Consider the following 23,280-nt stretch of genomic DNA (forward strand, 5'->3'; position numbering starts at 1 on the left):
GTTCGAGCGGTGACACAATGAACCCGCAGGGCGGTCCTCAGTTCCTAAGAACGGTCCGGTGTCTCGTTTACTCCCCGTGGCCGGGGAAGTCGCGTTCGCCCGCCTCGACAGCCACGTCGAGCCAGTTCTCCATCGGGACGAGCGGACACTCGTAGGCGGGGTTGTACGCGCACGTCGGGTTGTACGCTCGGTTGAAGTCCAGCACCCACTGCCCCTCGTCGGTCCGGTGATGGTCGGGTTCGAGGTCGAGATAGCGTCCCGCGCCGTACGTCTCCTCGCCGCTCGTCTCGTCGCGGAACGGGACCCACAGCCGGTCGCTTCCGTCCGTGGGGCGGTACGCCTGGAGCGTCACCGCCTCACCGTCGACCTCGAACCGGAACTCCCCGTATCGCAGGTAGGTCTGCTCGCCCTCCGCGGACGTCCCGACCGTCACCTCCTCGACGTCGTCGTGTCCGTGCAGTTCGAGTTCGTACCGGTACGCGGGGTCGGGGTCGTAGTAGTCCAACCCCGGGAACGACTCGCCCGTGAACTCCGGCGGCAGCGGCGAGCGCGGCCCCTCACGGAAGAACCGCGCTTTCTTGGCCCGCTCCTGTTCGACGGCGTCTCGCCAGCCTGCTGGTGTGTCGGTGGCGCTCATGGTCGTACAATGGTGTGTCGAACGATATCAGTCGTTTGCCTGGGAAGTGACCTCGCTCTCCCCTGTTATTATTGTCTGTTGTTCACACTACAATCTTTCGGGAGTGCGGCTGCCCCCACAGACGATTGTTTCTGAGATGGGGAGAGGTCGGGCTAGAGGCGCGGCGGAAGCACGGTCGTGCCGAGAGACGACAACGGCTCAGTATTGCTCATACTTCGACATACTAATGGACGACGAAGACGTACTGTCGGGTATGTTCGGACGCACGAACTGTCGGACGCTCGGAGCGGTCTGGGCTCTCGTACAGGGGTTGTTCGCTCTCGTCGCCCCGCGCCGGAGCGCCGAGGTCACGAAGCGGCTGCTGGAGCTGAACTACGAGAACGTGGACGAACTCGAACCACGCCCGGCGTACCTGCGACAGGTGCGTGCGCTCGGTATCGGGCTGGCCGCGGCCGGTCTCGCCGGGGTCGCGATGGAGGCCGTCGCCGACCGCCAGACGGACGACGAGCCGGACGAATAGCCGGTCCGGACGGCCGGGCGTCGACCGACTCGGTCGTCCTGTTTTGCTGACTGTCATCCACCGTGTGATTGGGACGAGTAGGCCGTGTGCGATGGCCCCGTCGGCGTCGACGACGACCCCGTTCGGACGGGCACCGACCGCGCGCTCGACGACCGCGTCCGTCTCAGCCGACGAGTCCCACGAGGCCGAGCACCCACCGACCCACCTCGGAGGCGGCGAACAGCCCGCCCTCCGGGCGCGAGAGTTGTCGCCCCGTCCACAGCGCCCCGACGACCAGCACCGCGACGACCAGCAGCCAGGCGACGCTCTCGAGCAGGACCGCCTCGAACGTGAGTGGCCGGACGAGGCTCGCCACGCCGAGGATACCGAGCATATTGAACACGTTGCTGCCGACCACGTTGCCGACGGAGACGCCGAGGCGTCCCCGGCGGATCGCCACCAGCGACACGGCGAACTCCGGCGTCGAGGTACCCGCCGCGACGATGGTCCCGCCGACGACGGACTCGGAGACGCCAGCCCCCCGCGCCAGCGTCGACGCCGTCGACACCATCAGGTCACCGCTGACCAGGACGACGGCGAGTCCGACAAGCAACAAGAGCGCGTCGCGCCCCTGGAACGAGACCCGCTCCGTCAGTCCCGTCGGGACGGCCGGTTCCGCCTCCGACGCGTCCGACGCCGTCCCAGACGAGGGGGTTGCGGTCCCCGTCCCGTCCCCGACGCTCGTCCGGAGCAGGTACGCCGTGTAGACGACGAACAGGACGAGGAGGACGCCGCCTTCCACCCGCGAGCTCGTCAGGTCGAACAGCACTCCGGCTCCGACGAACGTGCTCGCGACCAGGACGAGGCCGTCACGATGCACCAGCGACCGCTCGATCGGGACGACACGGAGCAGCGAGACGACGCCCAGGATGAACGCGAGGTTGTAGATGTTCGAGCCGACGACGTTCCCCACGGCAATCGCGCCGAGCCCCTTCAGCGCCGCATCGGCGGAGACCACGAGTTCCGGCGTGGAGGTCCCCGCAGCGACGACCGTGAGGCCGATGACGAGTTCGGAGAGGCCGAACCGGCGGGCGAGGCGGACCACGCTGTCGACGAGGAACCGCGCTCCGAGCCAGAGCCCTGCCACTGACGCGACGAGGAGACCGACCTGGACAGCCGTACCGCCACTGACCATCGCCTGTCGTGTCCCTCCGCGAACACGCGCATAAAACCTGGCATCGGCTCGTCACGGCTCCCGGTCTCGACGCCCACGCCGTCAGCGAGGAACACGGGGCGGCCGCCGACCGAGCAGCCCCACGAGTATCCGGACGGACGCTGTCGCCACCACCCCGACGGCGGTCTTTATTTTCCCTCCCCGAGGAGGAGGGACGAGTGAGTTCAGGTGTCTCCCTCGCCCCGGTTCCGGCTGTTCACGCTCGCCGTCGCTCTCGTCGTCGTGAGCGCCATCGTCGCCGCGCCGACACCGGCCTCGCTGACGCTCACCGGCAAGTTCGCGCTCGCAACGATGGCGTTCGCAGCCATCCTCTGGATTACCGGTGCCCTCCCGCTCGCGCTCACGGCGCTCTGTATCCCGCTGTTGCTCACGGCCCTCGGCGTCTACCCCTCGTTCGGCGACGCCGTCGCGGGCTTTGCGGACCCGGTCATCTTCCTCCTGCTGGCGGGGTTCGTCCTCGCCGAGGCGCTCAGCCACCACGGCGTCGACCGCCGCCTCGCCTTGCTTCTCATCGTCCGCTTCGGCACCTCACCCCGGGGGCTGGTCCTCGGGGCGATGGTCGCGACGGCACTCCTCTCGATGGTCGTCTCGAACACCGCGACCGTCGCGATGATGGTCCCGGTCGTCGTCGGCGTGGTCGCGAGCGTCACCCCCGTCGTCGAGGCCGACGACGGCGACGGCGACGGTGAGAGCGACGCCTCGAACTTCCAGGTCGCCATGCTCCTCGGCGTCGCGTACGCGGCGAGCCTCGGCGGGGTCGGGACGCTCGTCGGTACCCCGCCGAACGCCATCGTGGTCGGGCAACTGCGGGAGCTACTGGGCGTGGAGATAAGCTTCGTCGAGTGGCTCGTCGTCGGCCTCCCGCTGGTCGTCATCACCCTCCCCGTCGCGTGGGTGCTTCTCACCTACGTCGTCTACCCGCCTGCCGCGTACGACGTGACAGAAGCGCGCGCGGACGCGGCGGCGCAACTCGACGCCCTGGGCCCGCTGTCGGCGCGCGCACGACGGACCGTCGTCGTCTTCGCGGCGACCGCCGTCCTGTGGCTCCTCGGCGGGTTCGAGTTCCTGCTCGCCGACTTCCTCCCCCCGGTCTGGCGTGTCACGCTCTTCGGCGGCGCGGCCACCAGCGCACTCGGGACCGCCGGTCACCAGGGGCTGTTGTTCTACGTCTTCGTCGGGTTGCTCGCCGTCCCGACCCTGGTCGTCACCGACGCCGTCGCGTGGGACGACGTCGTCGACATCGACTGGGGGACGCTCATCCTCCTGGGCGGCGGCATCTCGCTGGCGAACGCGCTCGCCGACACGGCGGCGACGACGTGGCTCGCCGAGGTGACGCTGGGCGCGCTCGCGGGCGCACCGCTCGTCGTCGTTCTCCTCGCCATCGTCGCCGGGACCGTCCTCGTCGGCGAACTGGCCTCGAACACGGCGATGGCGGCCATCCTCGCACCGCTCCTCATCAACGTCGGGCCCGCCTACGCCGACGCGCTGGGGACCTCGGCCACGTCGGCGTCGGTGATGCTCGCCGTGACCGGCGCCGTCGCCGCCAGCTACGGCTTCGCGCTCCCCGTCGCGACCCCGCCGAACGCCATCGTCTTCGGCGCGGGTTATCTGAACCGCGAACACATGCTCCGCGCCGGCAGCCTGCTCGACGGGGTCGTCATCCTCCTGACGACGCTCGTCGCGCTCGTGCTCGTCCGGTTCGTCTGGCCGGTCGTGCTGGGCTGACGCCTAGTCGAGTTTCCCCGCGAGCACCTTCGCCGCCGTCAGCACGGGGTCCCACACCGGGCTGTACGGCGGCGCGTACGCGAGGTCGTAGTACGACAGATCCTCGACCGTGGCTCCCTCGTGGAGTGCCGCCGCGACGGTGTCGATGCGCTTTGCGACGCCCTCGCGGCCGACCATCGTCGCGCCCAGCAGTCGCCTCGACTCCCGGTCGCCGAACATCGTGATAGTGATGTCCTCGGCACCGGGGTAGTAGTGCGCCCGCGAGGCGGCGGTGATGGTGACCGAGACGGGGTCGAAGCCCGCGTCGCTCGCGCGCTCCTCGTCGATTACGCCGGTGCGCGCCGCCGTGAGGTCGAACGCCTTCACGACCGCGGACCCGGCGATGTCGCCGACCGGCGTCTCGTCGCCGGCCATCGTCTGGCCGATGGCCCGCCCCGCGCGGTTGGCGGTCAGCGCCAGGGGGACGTGGTCCGGGTCGCCGGTGACGACGTTCCGCGCCTCGGCGACGTCGCCCGCGGCGAACACGCCGTCGACGTTCGTCCGGCCGTACGCGTCGGTCGCGACGGCACCCGTCTCCCCGAGGTCGACACCGGCGGCCTCCGCGAGGTCGGTGTTCGGGGCGACGCCGACGCCGACGAGCGCCAGGTCGACGTCGACCACCCCGTCGCCGACGTCGACACCCGTCACGGCCTCGTCGCCGACGAACCGTTCGACGGCGGTGTTCAGGTGGAGGTCGACTCCTCGCTCGCGGAGGTGGTCTTCGACCGCCTCGGCGACGGTCTCGCCGAACGGTGCCATGACGTGCGGCAGCATCTCGAAGAGGTGGACCGTCACGCCGTGTTCGTCGAAGGCCTCGGCCATCTCGATGCCGACGTACCCCCCGCCGACGACCGCGACGGCGTCGGGCTCTTCCGCCGCGAGGTAGTCGCGGACGGCCTCGGCCTCGGGCAGCGAGTGCATGGTGAACACGCCGTCGAGGTCCATCCCCTCGAACGGGGGGACGACCGCGTGCGCACCCGTCGCGACGAGGAGCTGGTCGTACGACTGGGTGACGTGGCCGTCGGGCCCCTCGACTGCGACCTCACGCGCGTCGGGGTCGATGTCCACGACCTCGTGGTGGAGTCGGAGGTCGATGCCGCGCTCTTCGATGAACTGCTCGGGCGTGACGGTGAGGAGGTCCTCGAGTGACTCGACGGCTCCCTTCACGTAGTACGGCATCCCGCAGGCGGCGTAGGAGACGTACTCGCCCTTCTCGAAGACGACGACCTCACGCTCGGGACGCTCGCGCTTGAACTTGCTCGCCGCGCTCATCCCGGCCGCGTCGCCGCCGACGATGACGATCGGGTCCATGCTCGAGCGTACTCACGCGAGCCGCAAATAGATTGTGCAGGGTGTACAATATCGAGAACGGGCCTGCCGTCCCGACGTCTCCGCTCAGTTCGCCAGCGAGTCGATGACCGAGGTCAACGCCTCTTTGCCCTGGACGCCGACGACCCGCTTTTGGGGTTCGCCGTCGGCGAAGAAGACGAGGTTCGGCACACCCTGAACACCGAAGCGAACCGCGAGTTCCTGGTGGACGTCGATGTCGACCTTCGCCACCACGGCGTCCGTCTCCGCCGCGACCTCCGCGACGGTCGGTTCGAGCATCTTACAGGGGCCGCACCACTCCGCGTGGAAGTCGACGAGGACGACGCCGTCTCGTCCGACCACCTCCTCGAAGTGGTCGACTGATTCGATCGCTACTGGTTCGTCCGTCGCCTCGGTCACTGCGTCCGTCATACACCAGCAGTTACGCGCGAGCGGGCTTAATAGTTGTGTATGTATTGTACACTACACTAGTTCGAAACCTCGCGTGGCGTGCTGATTCGGCGCGCGATGGCGAGGAAGTTGTCGAACACCCGCGTCGCCTGCGCCGTCTGTGCGTGTCGCTCGGCGGTGACCGTCTCGAGCACGGCGTCGACCGTCTCGTCGTCGAGCCAGCCGCGCTTGTTCTCGGTGACCCACCGGGCGGTGTCGCGGTCGTACTCCGGATGGAACTGGACGCCCCAGGCGTTCTCGACGCGGAACGCTTGCAGCGCTCGTTCGGTCTCGGCGAGCGGCGTCGCCGCGGACGGTAGCGCCGTCACCTCGTCCGTGTGCGTCTCGAACGCGACGAACGACGAGTCGACGCCGTCGAACAGCGGGTCGCTCGTTTCGAGTCGCTCGACCGTCGTGTATCCGAGTTCCCCGATGCCGCCCATCGGGTCGACCTCGCCGCCGACCGCCCGCGCCAGGAGCTGGTGGCCCCAGCAGACGCCGAGCAGTGGCACGCCGGCCTTGACGGCTTCGCGGACCCACGCTGCCGTCGCCGCAATCCACGGCTCCTCGTCGTACACCGACGTCTGCGACCCGGAGACGACGACGGCGTCGAACGGCCGCTCGCTCGCGTCGACGCGGGGCGGGAACTCCCCCTCGCTCACCTTGTACGTCCGTACCTCGGCGTCGAGTTCGCGGGTGAAGTTCCGTTCGGCCGGTGTCTCGCCCACCGAGGCGTCCAGAAGTGCGACGCGAACCCTCCTCGAGACAGTATTGTTCATATTGTAAACTACGGACAACAATAGTATCAATCCAGTGGTCGTGCACCGGCCCTGCGCAGCCGCCCGACGGTCGCCGCACTCGACCCCGCCTCGACTGAGCGGACGACTGTCGAACCACTTCCGCCGCGGTAGCCAAGACTCTTTAGTCGAGTACGCACAATGACTGTGCGATGGCGCAGGCCCCGCAGAATCAGGAACTGACAGAACGGTTCATCCAGTTCTACCGCAACTACTACCGCGACGAGATCGGCCGTCTCGCCCAGCGGTATCCCAACGAGCAGCGCTCGCTCTACGTCGACTACAACGACCTCTACACCTTCGACCCCGACCTCGCCGAGGACTACCTCGCGAAGCCCGACCAGCTCCAGCGGTACGCCGAAGAGGCGCTCAGACTGTACGACTTACCTGCCGATGTGAGTCTCGGACAGGCACACGTCCGCCTCACGAACATCCCCGACTCCATCGACATTCGGAACATCCGGGTCCACGACGACCACATCGGGAAGCTCGTCTCGGTGCAGGGTATCGTCCGCAAGGCCACGGACGTCCGCCCGAAGATCACCGAAGCCGCCTTCGAGTGCCAGCGCTGTGGGACGATGACGTACATCCCACAACAGGACAGCGGCTTCCAGGAGCCGCACGAGTGTCAGGGCTGTGAGCGCCAGGGGCCGTTCAGAGTCAACTTCGACCAGAGTGAGTTCGTCGACTCGCAGAAGATTCGCGTTCAGGAGTCGCCCGAGGACCTCAGGGGCGGAGAGACACCACAGAGCATCGACATCAACATCGAGGACGACATCACCGGCAAAGTCACCGCGGGCGACCACGTCACACTCAACGGTGTCCTCCACATCGAACAGCAGACCTCGAACAACGAGAAGACGCCCATCTTCGACCTCTACATGGACGGCGTCTCCATCATCATCGAAGACGAGGAGTTCGAGGACATGGAGATCACCGACGAGGACAAACAGGAGATCATCGAACTCTCCTCGCATCCGGACATCTACGACGAGATGGTCGCCTCCGTCGCCCCCTCCATCTACGGCTACGACCAGGAGAAGCTCTCGATGATTCTGCAGTTGTTCTCCGGCGTCACGAAGCGGCTCCCGGACGGTTCTCGTATCAGAGGAGACTTACACATGCTCCTCATCGGGGACCCTGGAACTGGCAAATCTCAGTTATTATCATATATCAGGCACATTGCCCCTCGTTCCGTCTACACCTCCGGGAAAGGCTCCAGTGCGGCCGGGCTCACTGCTGCGGCCGTCCGAGACGATTTCGGCGACGGCCAGCAGTGGACACTGGAGGCAGGGGCGCTCGTCCTCGCCGACAAGGGCATCGCGGCGGTGGACGAACTCGATAAGATGCGCTGTGTGACGGGTGATACGCTGGTACACCTCGCCAGTGGCGAGGTTCAGCGTATCGGCGAACTCGCCCGCACAGCAGCGGAGTCAGGAACTATCGAAGAACTGAGTAACGGCCGGACGATTCGTGACTTCGATGCGGACTTCGCCGCGTGGACGATGACCGACGACGGAACGCTCGCCAAACGGCCTGTCACGGCAGTTCACGAGTACGAGGCTCCCGGCGACCTGACCGAAATCCGACTCCAGTCTGGTGAGTGCCTCACTTCGACACACGACCATCCGTACTTCGTTTTCGAGGACGGGGAGCGAGTCGAACGTGCGGCAAGCGAGCTTACTGAGGGTGACTGGGTGTACGTCCCGCGTGAACTCCCCCACTCTGAGACAGACGGTGGGCAGGTGGTGGAAAACGCGCCAAGTGTTCGTCCCGGTGGGGATGTGGTTTGTCGTCCGGTTTCGGACGTGAAGACGGTTCCTTCGACGAACTCTGCGGACAGCACAAATGGAAAGCGACGCCAGACGAACGTCTACGACCTCACAGTGGATGGAACGCACAACTTCGTCGCCAACGGGATAATCGTCCACAACTCGGAAGACCGCTCGGCGATGCACGAAGCGCTCGAGCAGCAGTCGTACCACCCAGACACCGAGATCCTGCTCTCAGACGGTCGCCGCGTGCGTATCGGCAAATTCGTCGATGCGCAGATGAGCGCTCACCCCGACGAGGTCGTCGACGGTGTCGACTGTGAGATTCTCCCTGTCGATGATGCCGGCGTGCACTCGGTCGACTTCGAGACGAACGAGACGACGAAGCTCCCCATCGACCGGGTGAGTCGTCACGAGGCTCCCGACGAGTTCGTCCGAGTCGAGTTCTCCAACGGGCGGTCGGTCACCGTCACACCTGAACACCCGATGTTCGTCGATTCCAGTGGTGAGGTCGGCGTCGTCGACGCTCGCGACATCGAGGAAGGGGCGTTTGTCCCCGCCCCACGGAAACTCCCGAACTCGGGTGCTGCCGTCGCGTTCGACGACGAACCCCACGTCGGCAAGGAGCGCGACGTTGACCTCCCGAACGAACTGACCGAAGGCCTGGCCGAGGCGCTGGGGTTTCTCGTTGCTGAGGGGCACTCGTATGCTGGTTCGTCTCACGAAGTCGGGTTCTCCAACCAAGACGAGCGGCTTCTCACGCGGATGGACCAGTTGATGACCGATGCGTTTGGACTCACGAGTACGGACACGACCAATGCCGCTGGGACCGTCACGAAGCGATGGGTGTCCACGGAGCTCTACCGATGGTTCGAGCGAAACGTCCCAGAGATGATGGCGACCGCCCGCGAGAAACGTATCCCTGCTCGGGTACTCGGTGCTTCTGAAGAACACATCCGGCGGTTCCTCGTCGGTGCGTTCGCCGGTGATGGTGGCGTCGAAAGCGAAGCGATGGCACTCTCGACGAGTTCGCGTGGACTCGCGGACGACTACGCTGACGCCCTCGCGAAAATCGGTGTCGCGTCACGGATTCACTACAACTCTACCGAGGACTCGTGGAAGACTTATGTGATGGGTGATTCGACCGAGCAGTTCGTCGAAGCCGTCGTTGAGCCTGCTGACGAACGGCACCAGAAGGCGATGGAGTTCGTCGACCGCAGCAATGGCTGTCGGCGTCATCACGACGTGCTTCCGACGAGTGCTGCCCGCGAGATTCGAGAACTCCGGAAGCTAGTCGGTCTCAGACTCACTGGACAGTTCCGGCCGAACCTCGACGAGGAGTTCGGTGTTCGGATAGAAACCGTCGAGACACAACTCGCTGCGATTCATAACCGTATCGAGACGGTTCGTGACGGACTCGAAGACGCGGACGACCTGGAATCGCTCCGGTCGGTCGTTGGGTGGTCCGGTCGCCAACTCGCTGAGCGTGTCGACGGCATGACGACCAGCTCTGTCCACTACGCGGAGGCCGGTGGATACAACCCAGAGGAGCGAGGTGAGATGTTACGCGAGGCGTCTAGTGCTGTCCTCGAAGCGCTCGACGAAGCTGAACGTCGTTCTGATGCGCTCGAGAAACGGTGTGACCTGCGTTTCTATCGAGTGACGAACGTCGAAACCGTGCCGAACACGGGTGAACACGAAACAGAGTGGGTGTACGACGTCACGGTCGAGCCCACGAACACGTTCGTCAGTCAGGGCGTCGTCCTTCACAACTCTATCTCCATCTCGAAGGCCGGCATCAACGCCACCCTCAAATCCCGCTGTTCGCTCCTCGGCGCGGCGAACCCGAAATACGGCAGATTCGACCAGTACGAACCCATCGGGGAACAGATAGATCTCGAACCCGCGCTCATCTCGCGGTTCGACCTCATCTTCACCGTCACCGACCAGCCCGACCCCGAGAAGGACGGCGACCTCGCCGACCACATCCTCCAGACGAACTACGCGGGCGAGCTGAACACCCAGCGGACGCGGATGACGAACTCGAACTTCACGCAGGAGGAGGTCGACGCGGCGACCGAAGAGGTCGAGCCGGCCATCGAGCCCGAACTCCTGCGGAAGTACATCGCCCACGCGAAACGCAACTGCTATCCGACGATGACCGACGAGGCGCGGGCGGCCATCCGCGAGTTCTACGTCGACCTGCGGGCGAAGGGTGCCGACGAGGACGCCCCGGTCCCCGTCACGGCCCGGAAACTCGAGGCGCTCGTCCGCCTCGCCGAGGCCTCCGCCCGCGTCCGCCTCTCCGATACGGTCGAAGCGGAGGACGCCGAACGCGTCATCGCCATCGTGCGCTCCTGTCTGGAGGCCATCGGCGTCGACCCCGAAACCGGCGAATTCGACGCCGACGTCATCGAGACCGGACGGTCGAAGACCCAGCGCGACCGCATCAAGAACCTCAAAGGCCTCATCTCGGAACTCGAGAGCGAGTACGAGGAGGGCGCACCGCTCGACGAGGTGCTCGACCGCGCCGAGGTCGACCTCGGCCTCGACCGGTCGAAGGCCGAGGACGAACTCGAGAAGCTCCGGCGCAAGGGCGAGGTGTACGAGCCGCAGCAGAACCACCTGCGGACGACCTGAGCGACCCTCGCCGCAAGGGGCTTGGGCCGGCGGACGCTAGCTATATGCCCTCATAGTACCATCTGGTCTGACATATGGTGGACGAACGAACGGTCGACGACGTGGCGGAGAAGGTCAGACACCGCGTCGAAGACGGCCTCGTCGACGGGGTCTCCGACACCGACCTCGAACAGATCATCGGCGAGACGCTCGCGGTGTTGGAGGAGGAGCCTCCGGCCACGTTCGACCCGGGAGACCGGGACGAGGACGTCGAAGAGAAGGGACTCGACCCGGGGAACGGTAACGGCGACGAGGACTATGTGTAGCTCGCGGGTGCGGACGTTCGCACTCACACCGGCGTTTTGAGCCTCATGCAACTCGACCTCCTCGGGCAGTTACTCGGCGGTGAACTCCTGTTCCTTCTGGCGCTCCTCCCGGGGTTCATCGCGACCCAGCTGTTCATCTGGCAGAGCGGCGTCCGCGTCCGCGAGGGGACGCTCGAACGCGTCGCCTGGAGCCTCGGTGTCGGCGTCGTCTCCGCTCCGTTCCTGCTGGTCGTCGCTCCCTTGCTGGTCGCTGGGATTCCCATCCCGCCGGTCGTCCGGGTCGCCGGCGGGGTGCTCCTCTACGGCCTCGTGCTGGGCGTGGCCGCCCTCGTGGGCCTCACGCTCGGCCAGCGGTACCGCGAGGAGTTCCACGAGCGGTACGACGCGCACCCATCGCTCGAGACCGCCTGGGCGTTCCTCCACCTCCGGACACCGCGCGGCTTCGCCCGCGTTCGCACCAAGAGCGGCGAGGAGTTCGTCGGACAGGTCCGTTTCGTCGGGAAGGCCCTCCCGAACGACGATATCGACGCGCGCGACATCCTCCTCTCGTCGCCGCGCCGACTGGACGTCACCGACGAGTCACCCGCGATTCCGTACGCCACGCGCCTCGGCGAGTACCTCTATCTCACCGGTAGCGACATCCACCGCCTGCACGTCGACGCCGACCTCCGGTACCCCTCGGACACGTCGGTGCTCGCGTGGCTGGTCGACATCCTCACCGACGAGGAGGATGAGTCCGACGAGGGGTGTGATGACGGCGAGCGCGACGCCTCCGAGACGGGCCGAGCCGACGCCGGTGACGCCGCCGCTCCCCCGTCCGAACCGCACGTCGTCGTCGGCCCCGACCCGCCGACACTGGTCGAGCAAGAGGGGGGACGCGCCGCCGAGGTGACTGTCACGAACGACGGCGACGCGGCCGCACGGGCCGTCGAGGTCCACGTCCGACTCGTCGACGACGCCGGGTTGCTGCGCGGGATGAGCCACCGGGCGTTCGACGAACTCGTCCCAGGCGCGTCGCAGCGCTTCCGACTCACCTTCGCGGGCGAGAGTCGGGCCTCCCTCCGGCCGGTGGTCGACGTCACACTCCGGTCGACGCTCCAGATTCTCGCCCCGCCGACGCTCTCACAGGAGGGCGAGTGGTGGTGCGCCACCGCGACGGTCCGCAACGTCTCCGGTCACCACGTCCGATACGGCGAACTCGTCGTCCGTTTCTACACCGCGGACGGGACCTCGCTGGGGCGCGCCCGCGGCTACGTCGAAGACGTACGAATCGGTGACCAGGCGCGGATTCGCGTTCCGACCCGCGTCTCGGGCGGGGGGACTGTAACCCACTGCCGTTACGGTATCGGACGCGTCTGGACCGCCTCGTCGGCGTCGTCGTGAGACGGTCCTCGCGCCGCTGTCGTGTCTGACCGGGCCGTCTCGTCGGCTTGCCACTGGCTATTTATGCTCGCGCACGGTGAGGTGGGGTGACGATGGACCGCATCTCCGCGCTTCGGAACATCGAGGACGCGCTCCGGGCGTTCGAGCGCGGCGACGTCGACCTCGCCGCGACGGAACGACAGGTGGTGAACGTCCTGCGCACCTACGCGACCGACTTCGAGGGGGAAGACGACCTGGCCGCGTACCGCTCTAGCGGCGACGAGCGTGCGGACGGACTCGTCGTCGTCGCCACGTCCGCCGCAGAGGCCGAAGCTCGCGTCAGAGACCTCCTCGACGCGGGTGAGGAACTGGCGGTCACCGTCGAGCGACTCGGCTGACTCCCTCGTTATCTGTCGCGATACTCGCGGCGCGAACGTTTTGACCGCGTCCATACATTCGACGTCCTGTGCTGCTCGTGGTGACCTACTCACACCCGGCCCGAACGTCGCTCCGCAACGTGTGTCGGACTCACGACGAGACCGTCGTCCGCCGGTTCGGCCGCGCGGCGCTCTTCGACGACACCCACTTCGGTGCGTTCCTCGCGCTCCGCCTCGTCGAGAAACACGGCGTGGACGTCCACGTCGAACTGACCCGTCCGTTGAACGAGTTCGCCGACGTTCCAGACGTGGTGCGCGAGGCCGCCTGCGCGTACGAGAACCGTGACTCGCCGAGCACGCCGTACCACGCGTTCGCCCGCGACACCGAGCACCCGTCGCCGTCGGCGCTCCGCGAGCGAGAGCTGTGAGCTTCGTCCCGACACGGGTTCCCGCCCCGCCGCGTCGCCCCGGCACCGTCGCCGTGACCGTCGGTGACGTCTCGCACCGCGGGCGGGCGGTCGACCTTCGCGGGACAGGCGTCTCACCCGAGGAACTCGTCGCCGCCGTTCACACGGCGTCGACCCCCGGCGCGACCGTTCGCCGACCGGAACTGCCGGTCGACTGTGAGCGCGCTGGACCCGTTCACGCGCACGTCTCTCGGATTCCACCCCGCTCGTTCGACCTCCGAGACGCGCTCGTCGCCGCCGCCCGCTCGCACGGACTCGTCCCGTCCGCCGCCCGCCCACTCGAACGCGCTCGCGCGGAACTCGCCGCGGCGTCGGCCGACCTCGACACCGTCGACCTGTCGTCGGCGAAGCGGCGCGTCGCCGACGCCGGGACGAGAGCGCGCCGGCTCGACGAGCGAGTCGCGACGCTTCGTGGCCGGCTGGAGGCGCTCAGAGAGGTCGGTGCCGACACGTCGGTCGTCGAGGCCGACCTCGCCGAGGCGGTGGCGTCGCTCACCGAGGTCGAGACCGAGCGCATCGCCGCCGACCAGCGACTCGCACAGGTCGAACGTGCTGCCCGCGCCGCACGCGACGGCAGGGAACGACGTCTCCACCTCGCCGACCACGTCGCGAACCTGCGACGACGGGCCCGTCGCGAACTCGTCTCCGCGGTGTTCGACGACTTCGCCGTCGCGCTCGCCACGCTCCCGGGCGACGCCGAGGTGGGTGACGACCCGGCATCGTACCGGGGGGATGCTACCACCGCCGCACTCGCAGTCGCACGCCTCGCTCGCGTCGCGGCCCCGCTCGTGGTCTCCGCCGACCGCTTCGGCTCGCCGGCCGAGGCTGCCACACGACTCGACGCGCCGGTCATCCGGGTGTGAACGACCGCTGATTCATATGGGGGGAGGCAGCCAGGTGGTGTATGACTCATCCGTCGGATCCGACGCCGGTGACGGACCCCGCCGGCGACAGACTGCCTGCCGACGCCGACACGGTCGACCGCGACACGTGCGGTTCGCTCCGTGCCGGCCTCCTCACGGCCGAGTGGCACGTCTCCCGCGCCGCGGACGCGACGCTCGTGACCGTTCGCGTGCACAACACGCACACGGCACCTCGCGAGGTCCGTCTCGAGAACCGCCTCGATGTCCCGGTGCGTCCGCCGCGTCGTCACGGCGTCGCCGAAGCGGGGTGGGACGACGACGGGGTCACGCGGCGCGTCCCCGGTGGCGCGAGCGTGTCGCTCGGATACGCGTGCCACGCCCCACCGGAGACGCCACCGGTCGCCGTCGACGACCGGCCCGTCGGTGATTCGGACGACGCATCCCCGGTCGACCGGGCGCTCCGGTCGCTCGGCGACCACGCGCCACCGCGAGCCGTCGTCCTGTCGCAGTCGGTCGACGAGGTCGACCCCCCCGGCGACCAGCCGTCGACGGCGTCGCCCGGAGACAGCGTCGACACGGGTGACCGTTCGGCTCGACGCTCGACGGAGACCAGTCCCCGCAGCGTCGACGAGCGCGCGGCCGAGTCGAAGGGGCAAGCGACCGCTCGGGGCTCCGGGACGTCCGACTCACCGGAGCACTCCGTTCCGACGGTCGTCGCGGCGTGGTTCCGAGCCGTCGAGGCTCGCCTGGAGACCGCCGACAGGCTCGCCGGTACCGTCCCCGAGGCGACACCGGTCGTCGCCGCCGTCGGCGGTCGTGCCGGAATCGACGTGCTCGAGACGACGCTCGAGGCCGACGCTGCCGCGCTCGCTCGGGTCGCGGCTCGCGCGGACGACCTCGCGGCTCGCATCGACGCGACGGACGTACCCGATCTGGGGGAACCGCGGTGATCCTCGCCGTGGCCGGCGGGAAAGGCGGTGTCGGCAAGTCGACCGTCGCGTACAACCTCGGTGCCGCCCTCTCGGAGCCGGACTCGGCGTCGACCGAGGCCCACCGAGCGGTCGTCGTCGACGCCGACCTCGGCATGGCGAACCTCCCGTTCGGACGCGGGCCGGACCTCCACGACGTCCTCGCCAGCCGCGCGTGCCCGCTCGAGGCGGTCCGTCACGGTGCCGTCTCGGTCCTGCCGTGCGGGCGCTCGCTCGCCGGTGCCCGGGCGGTCGACCTGCGACGCCTCGCCGACGCCGCTCGTGCGGTCGAGCGGGAGTACGGTGACGTCGTCATCGACTGCCCCGCGGGGATGCGCTCCGACGCCGGCGTCCCGCTGGCCGTCGCCGACGCCTGTCTCCTGGTCACTACTCCCGACCCGTTCGCTGTCGCCGACGTGGTTCGGACGCGCGAACTCGCCCGCGAACTCGACTGTGGGCTCGTCGCCGTGGTTCTCAACCGTGCCGCCGACGCCACCGGGCGAACCGTCGAGACGTTCGAGCGACTCCTCGGCGCACCGGTCACGCGACTGCCGACCGACGCGGCGCTCGCGCAGTCGCTGGACGGGGGTCGCCCGCCCGCCGCCGACGGGGCGCACCCGCTCGCCGACCGGTTCGCTCGGCTCGCCGAGGCTGTCGACGCGGTTCGGTGCTGACTCGGCACGTGCCGTTCGGCGACGCGGCGTGAGCGCGAGACGAGTGGCTCGACGACGCAACGGACGTGAGAAATCGGGTGTCGACCAGCGCTCGCAACCGCTCGCTCTCGTGTCTACTCGTCTCGGAGGTCGGTGTAGGTGTTCCGAACGGTCACCGGCGTGACGTCGGCGACCTCTGCGGCAGCCGCCTGCGTCACGTCACCCCCGCATTCACGCGCGGCCGTGTACAGGCAGGCGGCGGCGACACCGCTGGGGTTCCGCCCCGAGTCGAGGCCCCGCTCGCGGCACGTCACCGCGTACTCGCGGGCCCGCCGTTCGACCGCCGGGCCGACGTCGAGTGCCGTCGCGTACCGCGGGATGTACTCGGCCGGGTCGATCGGCCCGGTCGGCAGCCCGAGTTCGCGGTTCAGTGCCCCGTACGCCGCTCGCAGTTCGGCCCGGTCCGCCCGTGCCTCGGCGACGACCTCCTCGACCGTCCGCGACACCCGCTGGGTCCGACACGCGGCGTAGACGCACGCGGCCGCGAACCCCTCGAGCGACCGTCCTCTGACGATGTCTTCCGACTGCGCCGACCGGAAGAGCGTCGACGCCATTTCGCGGATGTGCGTCGGGAGCGAGAGCCGCGAGGTCACACGCCGAATCTCGGTGAAGACGTACACCTGGTTCCGCTCGCGCTTGGTCGATATCTGAGCACGGTTGTGTTGCACCCGCATGCGGGCCAGCCGACGGCGCTTGCGCCCCTTGATACGCGTCGACCGGCCGATCTCCGTCGAGAGTCCACGGTCGTGCCGCGACCGGGTCAGCGGCGCGCCGGTCCGCTCGCGCGAGGGACCGTCCTGGAACGACCGCCACTCCGGCCCGTGGTCGATGTGGTCCGCCGCGACGACCAGCCCGCACTCCGCACACACCGTCTCGGTCGCGTCCGTGTTCAGTCGCCCGTCGCACTCGGGACAGCCCGCCTGGTTTCTCGTGCTCATATTCGAATATCGGGCGCGATCGAATATTTAAACACGTGAGGAACTGCCGATTCGACGCCGCTGCGCGCCGGGATAACGTACCGGTCACCGGTACGTCCCTTCGACAAGACAGTCTCGAATACGAGAATTTATTATCGATACCGCGAGAGAGTCTCGCATGACACTGTCGGACATCGCGGCCGGCATCGAGGTCACGACGAAGCAGCGCGAGCGCGGCGTCCCGACCGTCGACGGTACCGAGACGGACCTCACAGACCGGCTCACGGCGTTCGCGGACGTGCTGCCGTGTGCCCCGACGGCCGCGGCCACAGTGCTCGAGCGCTACGCGAGCGGCACGAGCGTCGGCGACGTCGCTCGCGCCGCTCACGTCGCGCCGATGACGGCCGCGAAGACGCTTCACCTCTGTGGCGAGGCGGGTGTCTCGCCGCTCGGTCCGGTCGGCAGAGACGTCGTCCGCGACTGGCTCGCGGGTGAGTTGTCCCGCGCGGACGCGACCACGCTCACCGGCGCGACCTCGGCGGAGTTCGCGCTCGCCGCCTACGTCGAGACACACGACCCCGTTCCCGACCTCGTCGAGGCGGCAGAGGCGGCGCTCACACCCACGCACAGCGCGAGCGTCGCGAAACGCGAGGCGCTCGCCGAGACGATGACCGACCCTGCCGATTTCGTCTGAGACCGACAGGCGGGCCCCGCCGGTGGCCTTACCGCCGCACTCGTTCTGCGACGCCGTCGAAGAGGCCGCCCGTCTCGCCGACTGCCGTGACCTCGCGGTCGACGAGTCGAGCGACGAGCGCGGCGACCGCCCGTCCGTACGTGTCGTCCGAGAGTACCGCGGGCAGCGGCGTCTCGGTCGACGGGAGGACGACGTCGGCCGCACCCCACTCGTCGTCGCCTCGGACCGCCGCGACGACGTCGACGGCTGTCCCGACGTCGGCGACCCGCTCTCGGAGTCGGTTCGTCGCGTCGGCACCGCGGTCACCGCCCGGTGTGACGAGACAGACCCGTTCGCAGGCCGTCGTCGCGGCGACGGCCTGGTTCGCCGCGACCGGGGGGACGTCGACGAGGACGTGGTCGACCGTCGTCGCCGCCTCCTCGATTCGGCGCTCGAACGCCCGTGCGGCCTCGACCGACTTCGCGCGGGCCAGCCGCGTGAACGGCGCGTCGACCGGGCAGCAGACGACGTCACCCGGCGTCTCGGCGTCCAGTTCGACTAGCCCGGCCGCGAGCGGGTCGTCGGTTCGGTCAGTCACCAGCGCCGTGAGGTCCGGTTCGAGGCGGCCGGAGAGGTACCCTCCCATCCCCTGTGTCGCGTACGCCGCGTCGAGCACGGCCACGTCGGCTCCGTCGGCAGCGAGCGCGACGGCGGCCTCGAGCGCCGTCCGAGTCGTCCCAGCGCCGCCGGTCGCGCCGACGAACGCCACGGTCCTGCAGGTCATGCCACCGGTGTCGCGTCTATCGTGAAAAACGCTCCCTCACGACTCTCGCTCCTGATAGCGGCGGCCGTGGCTCCTCGCCGGTCGCGCCACCGACGCCCTGATACCGACGCCACGCGACGGGTCCGCCACGGAGCCACCGACTCGATGCCGACCACGCACACCATCCCGACCGACCGCAACGAGGCACTCGCCGCCGTCCACCACGCCCCCGACTCGCCCGCCCACGACGCGTGGCTCGTCTGCTGTCACGGCTTCGTCAGCGACAAGTCCGGGAGTTACGAGGCACGGTGTCGGCGCGCCGTCGACGAAGGCTACCACGCGGTTCGCTTCGACTTCAGGGGGTGCGGCGCGTCGGACGGCGCGTTCGTCGACCAGACGCTCTCGGCCAAAATCGCTGACCTCCGTGCCGTCCTCGCGTACTTCGACGCCCCGGCGTACGTGCTGTTCGGGTCGAGTTTCGGGGCGAAGACGGCGTTCCACACGGCCGTCGAGGCCGACCGGCGAATCGAGGCCGTCGCGGGCCGAGCCCCGCTGACGGACAACCGCGCGTTCGACGGGATGCGCGCCGTCGTTGACTCCGAGGGTCGGTTCGTCTACGAGACCGGCCACACCGTCGACGAGCGGTTCTTCGCCGACTTCGAGCGGTACTCGTTCGAGGACGTGACCGCCGGACTCGACGTCCCGGTCGCCCTGTTCCACGGCGCGGCCGACGAGTCGGTCGCCCTCCGGGACAGCCTCGACGCGACGGCGGCGTTCGACGTCGACGTGTCGCTCCACGTGTACTCGGACGAGGGTCACCGGTTCTCCCGTTCGGCGGAGACACGCTTCAGACGACAGCTGTTCGACTGGCTCGCCGTCGCCCTGTCCGCGTGAGGTCGCACGCGAGACCGCAACGTCCATGCCGTCGCTTGTGAAAGGGCGCGTGTGAGCGTCGCGACGCAACTCGGCTACATGCTCGTCCTCCTCGCCGTCGGTGTCGGTGCCCGGGCCGTCGGCGTCCTGACTCCGGCCCGCCGCGACGCGCTCACGTCGGCGGCCTTCTACGTCGCGCTCCCCGCGCTCGTCTTCGAATCGACCGTCGGCCGGCCGCTCTCGGAGGTGCTCGTCTGGCGCCTCGTCGTCGGCGTCACCGTCGTCCTCCTGGCGGTCGCCGGGGTGAGTTGGCTGGTCCATCGCCGCCGCTCGAACCCCGCGCGCCGCGGCGTCGCCGTCGTCCAGTCGTACCACTGTAATCTGGGCTTTCTCGGGTTACCGTTCGTCGCGGCGACGTTCGGCGGTGTCACCGCTGGGAAGGCGAGCGTCGTCCTCGGCATCGGCTCGCTCGTGCAGGTGACGCTCACGGTGCTTCTGTTGACCCGCATCACCAGCGCCGACGCCGACGTCGCCGACGAACTGCGCGGTGTCACCCACAATCCGGTCCTCATCGCGCTCGGACTGGGGCTCGTCGGTGCCGCCGTCGGCGTCGAACTCCCGGCGCTCGCCCGCGACGCGCTCGGCTTCGTCGGCACGTTCGCGCTGCCTATCGCACTGCTCGCCGTCGGCGCGTCGCTCACCGCCGAGGACGGCTTCGTCGACCCGCCGACGGTCGGTGCGGTCGCGGCGGTGAAGCTCCTCGTCATGCCCGTCGTCGCGATGGCCGTGTTCGCCGTCCTCGCCGCCTCGCCGACGACGGTCCGCGCGGGCGTCCTCATGCTCGCGATGCCGACGGCCGTCTCGACGTACATCTACTCGAGCGAACTCGGCGGCGACGGCGACCTCGCCTCGGCGACCATCCTCGCGACGACAGTCGCTGCGGCGGCGACGCTGTTCGGTGTCGTCCAGTTGCTCGGTGTGGTCGCCCACTAGAGCCGCGGGGACGCCGCGGCGCGAGCGGGACACAGACTTTCGTGCTTCGAGCCGGTCGACCCACGTATGGACCGAATCGACACGACGCGCCTGGACGGTCTCTTCGACGTGGTCGGCGGCACCGACCGCTCGCAGGCGGCGACGATGGTCCTCGCGCCCGGACAGTCGACTGGCGGCCCGGAGAGCGCCCACGCCGCGAGCGACCAGTGGCTCTACGTCGTCTCGGGTGACGGAACTGCGACGGTCGAGGGAGACACCGTCGACCTCGCGGCGGGCACGCTGCTTCTCGTCGAACCCGGTGAGACACACGAGATAACGAACACCGGCACGGTCCCCCTGGAGACGGTCAACGTGTACGCGCCGCCGGAGTACTGAGTCGGCTCCGGGCGACCGGCCGCGCCGAGTCGATGCGTCCGCGCCGCGGGCGACCAGCCCTAGAAGAGGCTGTCCGTCGTCACCGCGCCGACGACACTGAACACCGAGGCGACGCTGATGGCCTGGAACGTGACGTAGAACCGGTCGGGGCGCTGGAGGTCGCCGAGAAAGAGGTCCGGCGCGGTGACGGCGAACGCGAGCAGGGTCACGGAGCCGAACGCGACGAGCATCACCGAGATGAACCGGACGGGAACCCCGACGAACACGGCCTCGCGGGAGGGGTCGCGGTCGTTGTCAGCGCCGTACAGGCCGCCGTATCCGATGGTCATGATCGCGCCGACGAGGAACAGGCTGTGAAAGAGGGTCATGTTCCGCGCCAGCATCCACACCTCCTGGGTGACGACGAACGGGCCAGCGAGTAAGAACCCGCCGACGATTTGCTGAGCCGTGTCCGCGAGCTTGTGCTTTCGGCGTTCGTTCATACGACGGTCATGTCTGGTGGAGGAAGATACCTGTTTGGGCGGGCCCTCGTCCGAGGGCCAGCGTCCCGTCCGTCACGCCTCGTCGTCCTGTCGCTCGAAGCCCGGCGGGAGGCCGAGATGCTTCAGCCCCGTCCGCGTCTCGATGTCGAAGCGGTAGAGTTGCGTCGCCTCCGCCGCGCTCGCGCGCTCGAACACGTCCGGTCGCCACGCGTCGTTCAGCGCCTCACGCGCGGCGGCGCGCTCCCCGTCGGGAACCTCGCTCATCCGACCGGTGAGGAGGACGCTCCGCCAGTTGAACGGCGTCTCGGCGCTGTAGACGAGAAAGCGCGCCTCTCGTGCATCCGTGCTCAACTCGGCCTTCCGGCTCTCACCGCCCAGCACGTACAGGAAGTACAGCCGCGCGTCGCCGTCGAACCCGAACGACATCGGGCGCAGGCTCGGCGCGCCCTCCGCCGGGAGCCCGAGCACCCCGACGCGCTGACTCGCGAGGTAGCCGGTGATCTCCTCGTCGGTCATCCGGACCATCCCGTACTCGTCGAGTTCGTCGAGTGTCATGTTCGGAGAGAGGCGGAGACACCGGATAGCTATCGCGCCGATTCTCCGCGCGTGGGAACCGGGACCAACGCGTGCGACCGCCGGCAGGGTCAGTGCTCGCTGCGAATCGCGGCCGCGACCGCGTCCAGTTCCTCGTCCGAGAGCGCCGGTCGGCTCCCGAACAGGCGGTGGATGGGACCGTTACCGTCACCCTCGAACCGGGGGACGATGTGGACGTGGGTGTGTGGGACCTCCTGTCCCGCGGCCTCGCCGTTGTTCACCGCGACGGTCGTCGCGTCGGCGTCGACGGCCGCTTCGACCCGGGGCGTGACGGCGCTGACCGCCTCGAACACCGCGCCCGCGGCCCCCGGCGGCAGGTCCCCCACGGTCTCGTAGTGGTCTCTCGGGACGACGAGCGTGTGCCCCGCTGTGAGGGGGTTCGCGTCGAGGAACGCGAGCGCCTCGTCGCTCTCGTACACGGTTCGACTCGGGAGGTCGCCGTCGACGATGCGGCAGAAGATACAGCTCATCCCGGTTCGAAAGCGAGCAGCGGCGTGGAAAAATCCCCCCGGTGTGGGGGACGACCCGGCATCTCGTGCGTCGCCGTCCCGCCGGACGCTCCGTCTTACTCGTCCGTTCCGTACACCGTCGTCGCGAGGTGTGCCCGACCCAGATAGCGCCGTCCGACCGTCACGGCGACGAGCACGGAGACGCAGACGAACACGACGTCCTGCGTGAGCGGGACGGTCGCCGTCGTCTCCCACGGGTAGGTGAGGTTCGTCAGCCAGTGAAACCCCACCGCGAGCGGGACGCTCCCTCCCGAGCCGTTGTAGACGACGGTGACCACGATGGAGGTCGCGACGAGCGTGACGAACAGACGGACCAGGCCCGGGACCAGCGGACCGGCGCGGGCGAACTCGGCCGTCGAGATGACGAGCGCGGGCGCGTGCCAGAGCGCCCAGACCGTCCCGAGGAGCACGCCCGAGACGAGGCCGCTGTAGCGTCGTTGTAGGAGCGGCAGCGCGAACCCGCGCCAGCCGATCTCCTCGACGGGACCCTGGGTCAACCGGCGGAGCGACACGGCGAGGAACGCGCCGAACCACCCTGACTCGAGCGCGAGCGGCGGGCCGCCCGTCGTGCTCGCGACGACTGCCGAGAGGAGGTAGGCAGCGGGGACGCCCAGGAGGACGGCGCCGTACCAGCGCGCCCGGCCACGGAACGCGGTGACGTGCCGGAGGTACGCTCGGAGGCCCGCCCGTCCGTCGACGAGTCCCACGACGACGAACGCCGCGATGGCCGGAGCCCACACCGCGAGGTACGCCAGCGGGGAGTACCCCGAGACGGTTGCGCTCCGCCCGACCAGCGGTGCCGCGGCGAGCGCGACCAGGGGGACTCCCCACGACAGTGCGAACGTCAGCCCGAAGAACCCCGCGAGACGATGCCGACGGAGCCACCCGTCTCCGACCCCTCCGGATGTTGCCATAGCCGACGTACGACGCGCGGCACCGAAAACA

24 protein-coding genes and 1 pseudogene are annotated in these 23,280 nt (G+C 68.7%); 14 read left to right on the forward strand and 11 right to left on the reverse strand.

Translation table 11 applies throughout. The features are described from left to right. Positions 1-67: 67 nt before the first annotated feature. On the reverse strand, positions 68-637 hold the full coding sequence (locus E6N53_RS05390; protein WP_142857525.1) for a DUF1684 domain-containing protein: 570 nt from the start codon (positions 635-637) through the stop codon (positions 68-70). A 226-nt stretch (positions 638-863) separates the two neighbouring features. On the opposite strand from E6N53_RS05390, the gene E6N53_RS05395 reads away from it, so the two are divergent. Beyond that, entirely contained in the window at positions 864-1,157 is a 294-nt protein-coding gene (locus E6N53_RS05395; RefSeq protein WP_142857527.1) for a DUF6199 family natural product biosynthesis protein, read from the forward strand. Between the two features lie 163 nt (positions 1,158-1,320). Here the strand turns inward: E6N53_RS05395 and E6N53_RS05400 are convergent, their stop codons facing one another. Continuing rightward, positions 1,321-2,331, reverse strand: a complete 1,011-nt coding sequence (locus E6N53_RS05400) for a calcium/sodium antiporter (protein ID WP_142857529.1) — start codon at positions 2,329-2,331, stop codon at positions 1,321-1,323. Positions 2,332-2,538: 207 nt separating this feature from the next. Here E6N53_RS05400 and E6N53_RS05405 point away from each other — a divergent pair, with 207 nt between their 5' ends. Then, positions 2,539-4,095 carry an SLC13 family permease gene (locus tag E6N53_RS05405; protein ID WP_142857531.1) on the forward strand — a complete coding sequence of 519 codons (1,557 nt, stop codon included), beginning with the start codon at positions 2,539-2,541 and terminating at the stop codon, positions 4,093-4,095. A gap of 3 nt (positions 4,096-4,098) precedes the next feature. Here the strand turns inward: E6N53_RS05405 and E6N53_RS05410 are convergent, their stop codons facing one another. The 3 genes from E6N53_RS05410 to E6N53_RS05420 all read right to left on the reverse strand — a co-directional run bounded on the left by E6N53_RS05410 (position 4,099) and on the right by E6N53_RS05420 (position 6,671). Then, positions 4,099-5,445, reverse strand: a complete 1,347-nt coding sequence (locus E6N53_RS05410; RefSeq protein ID WP_142857533.1) for an FAD-dependent oxidoreductase — start codon at positions 5,443-5,445, stop codon at positions 4,099-4,101. An 84-nt stretch (positions 5,446-5,529) separates the two neighbouring features. Continuing rightward, a complete protein-coding gene (gene trxA / locus E6N53_RS05415) occupies positions 5,530-5,874 on the reverse strand; it encodes a thioredoxin (protein WP_136589810.1) in 345 nt (114 codons plus the stop codon). A gap of 56 nt (positions 5,875-5,930) precedes the next feature. Continuing rightward, the gene (locus E6N53_RS05420; RefSeq protein ID WP_142857535.1) at positions 5,931-6,671 is read right to left on the reverse strand and encodes a type 1 glutamine amidotransferase; all 741 of its coding nucleotides are present in this window, start codon (positions 6,669-6,671) and stop codon (positions 5,931-5,933) included. Positions 6,672-6,841: 170 nt separating this feature from the next. On the opposite strand from E6N53_RS05420, the gene E6N53_RS05425 reads away from it, so the two are divergent. The 8 genes from E6N53_RS05425 (at position 6,842) to E6N53_RS05460 (ending at position 16,117) form a co-directional block, all read left to right on the forward strand. Beyond that, positions 6,842-11,101, forward strand: coding sequence for an LAGLIDADG family homing endonuclease (locus E6N53_RS05425; RefSeq protein ID WP_142857537.1), 4,260 nt, complete (start codon positions 6,842-6,844; stop codon positions 11,099-11,101). 74 nt (positions 11,102-11,175) lie between these two features. Beyond that, positions 11,176-11,406: a hypothetical protein gene (locus E6N53_RS05430; protein WP_136589807.1), complete on the forward strand. Its 231-nt coding sequence runs from the start codon at positions 11,176-11,178 to the stop codon at positions 11,404-11,406. A gap of 45 nt (positions 11,407-11,451) precedes the next feature. Then, positions 11,452-12,789 carry a DUF6338 family protein gene (locus tag E6N53_RS05435; protein WP_142857539.1) on the forward strand — a complete coding sequence of 446 codons (1,338 nt, stop codon included), beginning with the start codon at positions 11,452-11,454 and terminating at the stop codon, positions 12,787-12,789. 92 nt (positions 12,790-12,881) lie between these two features. Next, the gene (locus E6N53_RS05440; RefSeq protein WP_136600719.1) at positions 12,882-13,166 is read left to right on the forward strand and encodes a DUF7854 family protein; all 285 of its coding nucleotides are present in this window, start codon (positions 12,882-12,884) and stop codon (positions 13,164-13,166) included. A 68-nt stretch (positions 13,167-13,234) separates the two neighbouring features. After that, the gene (locus tag E6N53_RS05445) at positions 13,235-13,573 is read left to right on the forward strand and encodes a DUF7855 family protein (RefSeq protein ID WP_136589804.1); all 339 of its coding nucleotides are present in this window, start codon (positions 13,235-13,237) and stop codon (positions 13,571-13,573) included. After that, positions 13,570-14,475 carry a DUF7856 family protein gene (locus E6N53_RS05450; RefSeq protein WP_142857541.1) on the forward strand — a complete coding sequence of 302 codons (906 nt, stop codon included), beginning with the start codon at positions 13,570-13,572 and terminating at the stop codon, positions 14,473-14,475. Before E6N53_RS05445 ends, E6N53_RS05450 begins: the two co-directional genes overlap by 4 nt. A 41-nt stretch (positions 14,476-14,516) precedes the next feature. Further along, on the forward strand, positions 14,517-15,425 hold the full coding sequence (locus tag E6N53_RS05455; protein ID WP_142857543.1) for a DUF7857 domain-containing protein: 909 nt from the start codon (positions 14,517-14,519) through the stop codon (positions 15,423-15,425). After that, positions 15,422-16,117, forward strand: coding sequence for a MinD/ParA family ATP-binding protein (locus E6N53_RS05460; RefSeq protein WP_142857545.1), 696 nt, complete (start codon positions 15,422-15,424; stop codon positions 16,115-16,117). The genes E6N53_RS05455 and E6N53_RS05460 overlap by 4 nt, the downstream gene beginning before the upstream one ends. Before the next feature lie 113 nt (positions 16,118-16,230). On the opposite strand, the gene E6N53_RS05465 is transcribed toward E6N53_RS05460, so the two are convergent. After that, positions 16,231-17,094, reverse strand: a complete 864-nt coding sequence (locus E6N53_RS05465) for a transcription initiation factor IIB (protein WP_142857547.1) — start codon at positions 17,092-17,094, stop codon at positions 16,231-16,233. 157 nt (positions 17,095-17,251) lie between these two features. Between E6N53_RS05465 and E6N53_RS05470 the strand changes: the two genes are divergently transcribed. Next, positions 17,252-17,767 carry a DUF7858 family protein gene (locus tag E6N53_RS05470; RefSeq protein WP_142857550.1) on the forward strand — a complete coding sequence of 172 codons (516 nt, stop codon included), beginning with the start codon at positions 17,252-17,254 and terminating at the stop codon, positions 17,765-17,767. A gap of 28 nt (positions 17,768-17,795) precedes the next feature. On the opposite strand, the gene E6N53_RS05475 is transcribed toward E6N53_RS05470, so the two are convergent. Then, the gene (locus tag E6N53_RS05475; RefSeq protein ID WP_142857552.1) at positions 17,796-18,530 is read right to left on the reverse strand and encodes a division plane positioning ATPase MipZ; all 735 of its coding nucleotides are present in this window, start codon (positions 18,528-18,530) and stop codon (positions 17,796-17,798) included. A 144-nt stretch (positions 18,531-18,674) separates the two neighbouring features. Between E6N53_RS05475 and E6N53_RS05480 the strand changes: the two genes are divergently transcribed. From E6N53_RS05480 to E6N53_RS05490, 3 genes are all read left to right on the forward strand, one after another. Then, on the forward strand, positions 18,675-19,403 hold the full coding sequence (locus tag E6N53_RS05480; protein ID WP_142857554.1) for an alpha/beta hydrolase family protein: 729 nt from the start codon (positions 18,675-18,677) through the stop codon (positions 19,401-19,403). A gap of 51 nt (positions 19,404-19,454) precedes the next feature. Beyond that, the gene (locus tag E6N53_RS05485) at positions 19,455-20,375 is read left to right on the forward strand and encodes an AEC family transporter (protein ID WP_136589796.1); all 921 of its coding nucleotides are present in this window, start codon (positions 19,455-19,457) and stop codon (positions 20,373-20,375) included. 66 nt (positions 20,376-20,441) lie between these two features. Then, a complete protein-coding gene (locus E6N53_RS05490) occupies positions 20,442-20,750 on the forward strand; it encodes a cupin domain-containing protein (RefSeq protein ID WP_142857556.1) in 309 nt (102 codons plus the stop codon). A gap of 59 nt (positions 20,751-20,809) precedes the next feature. On the opposite strand, the pseudogene E6N53_RS05495 reads toward E6N53_RS05490, so the two are convergent. The 4 genes and pseudogenes from E6N53_RS05495 to E6N53_RS05510 form a co-directional block, all read right to left on the reverse strand. Further along, positions 20,810-21,304: pseudogene (locus tag E6N53_RS05495) on the reverse strand (DUF2391 family protein); the annotation flags it as partial. Beyond that, a complete protein-coding gene (locus E6N53_RS05500) occupies positions 21,305-21,787 on the reverse strand; it encodes a pyridoxamine 5'-phosphate oxidase family protein (protein ID WP_136589793.1) in 483 nt (160 codons plus the stop codon). Between the two features lie 89 nt (positions 21,788-21,876). Continuing rightward, positions 21,877-22,296 (reverse strand): HIT family protein, encoded by a 420-nt coding sequence (locus E6N53_RS05505; protein ID WP_142857559.1) that lies wholly within the window; start codon positions 22,294-22,296, stop codon positions 21,877-21,879. A gap of 95 nt (positions 22,297-22,391) precedes the next feature. Continuing rightward, positions 22,392-23,249, reverse strand: a complete 858-nt coding sequence (locus E6N53_RS05510) for a type II CAAX endopeptidase family protein (protein WP_142857561.1) — start codon at positions 23,247-23,249, stop codon at positions 22,392-22,394. Positions 23,250-23,280: the final 31 nt, after the last annotated feature.

The organism is Salinigranum halophilum (assembly GCF_007004735.1).
Classification (GTDB): domain Archaea; phylum Halobacteriota; class Halobacteria; order Halobacteriales; family Haloferacaceae; genus Salinigranum; species Salinigranum halophilum.

Excerpts from the sequence above, each read along its gene's own strand:
- E6N53_RS05475 (WP_142857552.1), bottom strand. The coding sequence starts at position 18,530 with ATGACCTGCAGGACCGTGGCGTTCGTCGGCGCGACCGGCGGCGCTGGG.
- E6N53_RS05435 (WP_142857539.1), top strand. The coding sequence starts at position 11,452 with ATGCAACTCGACCTCCTCGGGCAGTTACTCGGCGGTGAACTCCTGTTC.
- E6N53_RS05410 (WP_142857533.1), bottom strand. The coding sequence starts at position 5,445 with ATGGACCCGATCGTCATCGTCGGCGGCGACGCGGCCGGGATGAGCGCG.
- E6N53_RS05395 (WP_142857527.1), top strand. The coding sequence starts at position 864 with ATGGACGACGAAGACGTACTGTCGGGTATGTTCGGACGCACGAACTGT.
- E6N53_RS05490 (WP_142857556.1), top strand. The coding sequence starts at position 20,442 with ATGGACCGAATCGACACGACGCGCCTGGACGGTCTCTTCGACGTGGTC.
- E6N53_RS05440 (WP_136600719.1), top strand. The coding sequence starts at position 12,882 with ATGGACCGCATCTCCGCGCTTCGGAACATCGAGGACGCGCTCCGGGCG.
- E6N53_RS05425 (WP_142857537.1), top strand. The coding sequence starts at position 6,842 with ATGGCGCAGGCCCCGCAGAATCAGGAACTGACAGAACGGTTCATCCAG.
- E6N53_RS05390 (WP_142857525.1), bottom strand. The coding sequence starts at position 637 with ATGAGCGCCACCGACACACCAGCAGGCTGGCGAGACGCCGTCGAACAG.
- E6N53_RS05400 (WP_142857529.1), bottom strand. The coding sequence starts at position 2,331 with ATGGTCAGTGGCGGTACGGCTGTCCAGGTCGGTCTCCTCGTCGCGTCA.
- E6N53_RS05480 (WP_142857554.1), top strand. The coding sequence starts at position 18,675 with ATGCCGACCACGCACACCATCCCGACCGACCGCAACGAGGCACTCGCC.
- E6N53_RS05465 (WP_142857547.1), bottom strand. The coding sequence starts at position 17,094 with ATGAGCACGAGAAACCAGGCGGGCTGTCCCGAGTGCGACGGGCGACTG.
- E6N53_RS05510 (WP_142857561.1), bottom strand. The coding sequence starts at position 23,249 with ATGGCAACATCCGGAGGGGTCGGAGACGGGTGGCTCCGTCGGCATCGT.
- E6N53_RS05420 (WP_142857535.1), bottom strand. The coding sequence starts at position 6,671 with ATGAACAATACTGTCTCGAGGAGGGTTCGCGTCGCACTTCTGGACGCC.
- E6N53_RS05500 (WP_136589793.1), bottom strand. The coding sequence starts at position 21,787 with ATGACACTCGACGAACTCGACGAGTACGGGATGGTCCGGATGACCGAC.
- trxA (WP_136589810.1), bottom strand. The coding sequence starts at position 5,874 with ATGACGGACGCAGTGACCGAGGCGACGGACGAACCAGTAGCGATCGAA.
- E6N53_RS05430 (WP_136589807.1), top strand. The coding sequence starts at position 11,176 with ATGGTGGACGAACGAACGGTCGACGACGTGGCGGAGAAGGTCAGACAC.
- E6N53_RS05455 (WP_142857543.1), top strand. The coding sequence starts at position 14,517 with ATGACTCATCCGTCGGATCCGACGCCGGTGACGGACCCCGCCGGCGAC.
- E6N53_RS05470 (WP_142857550.1), top strand. The coding sequence starts at position 17,252 with ATGACACTGTCGGACATCGCGGCCGGCATCGAGGTCACGACGAAGCAG.
- E6N53_RS05505 (WP_142857559.1), bottom strand. The coding sequence starts at position 22,296 with ATGAGCTGTATCTTCTGCCGCATCGTCGACGGCGACCTCCCGAGTCGA.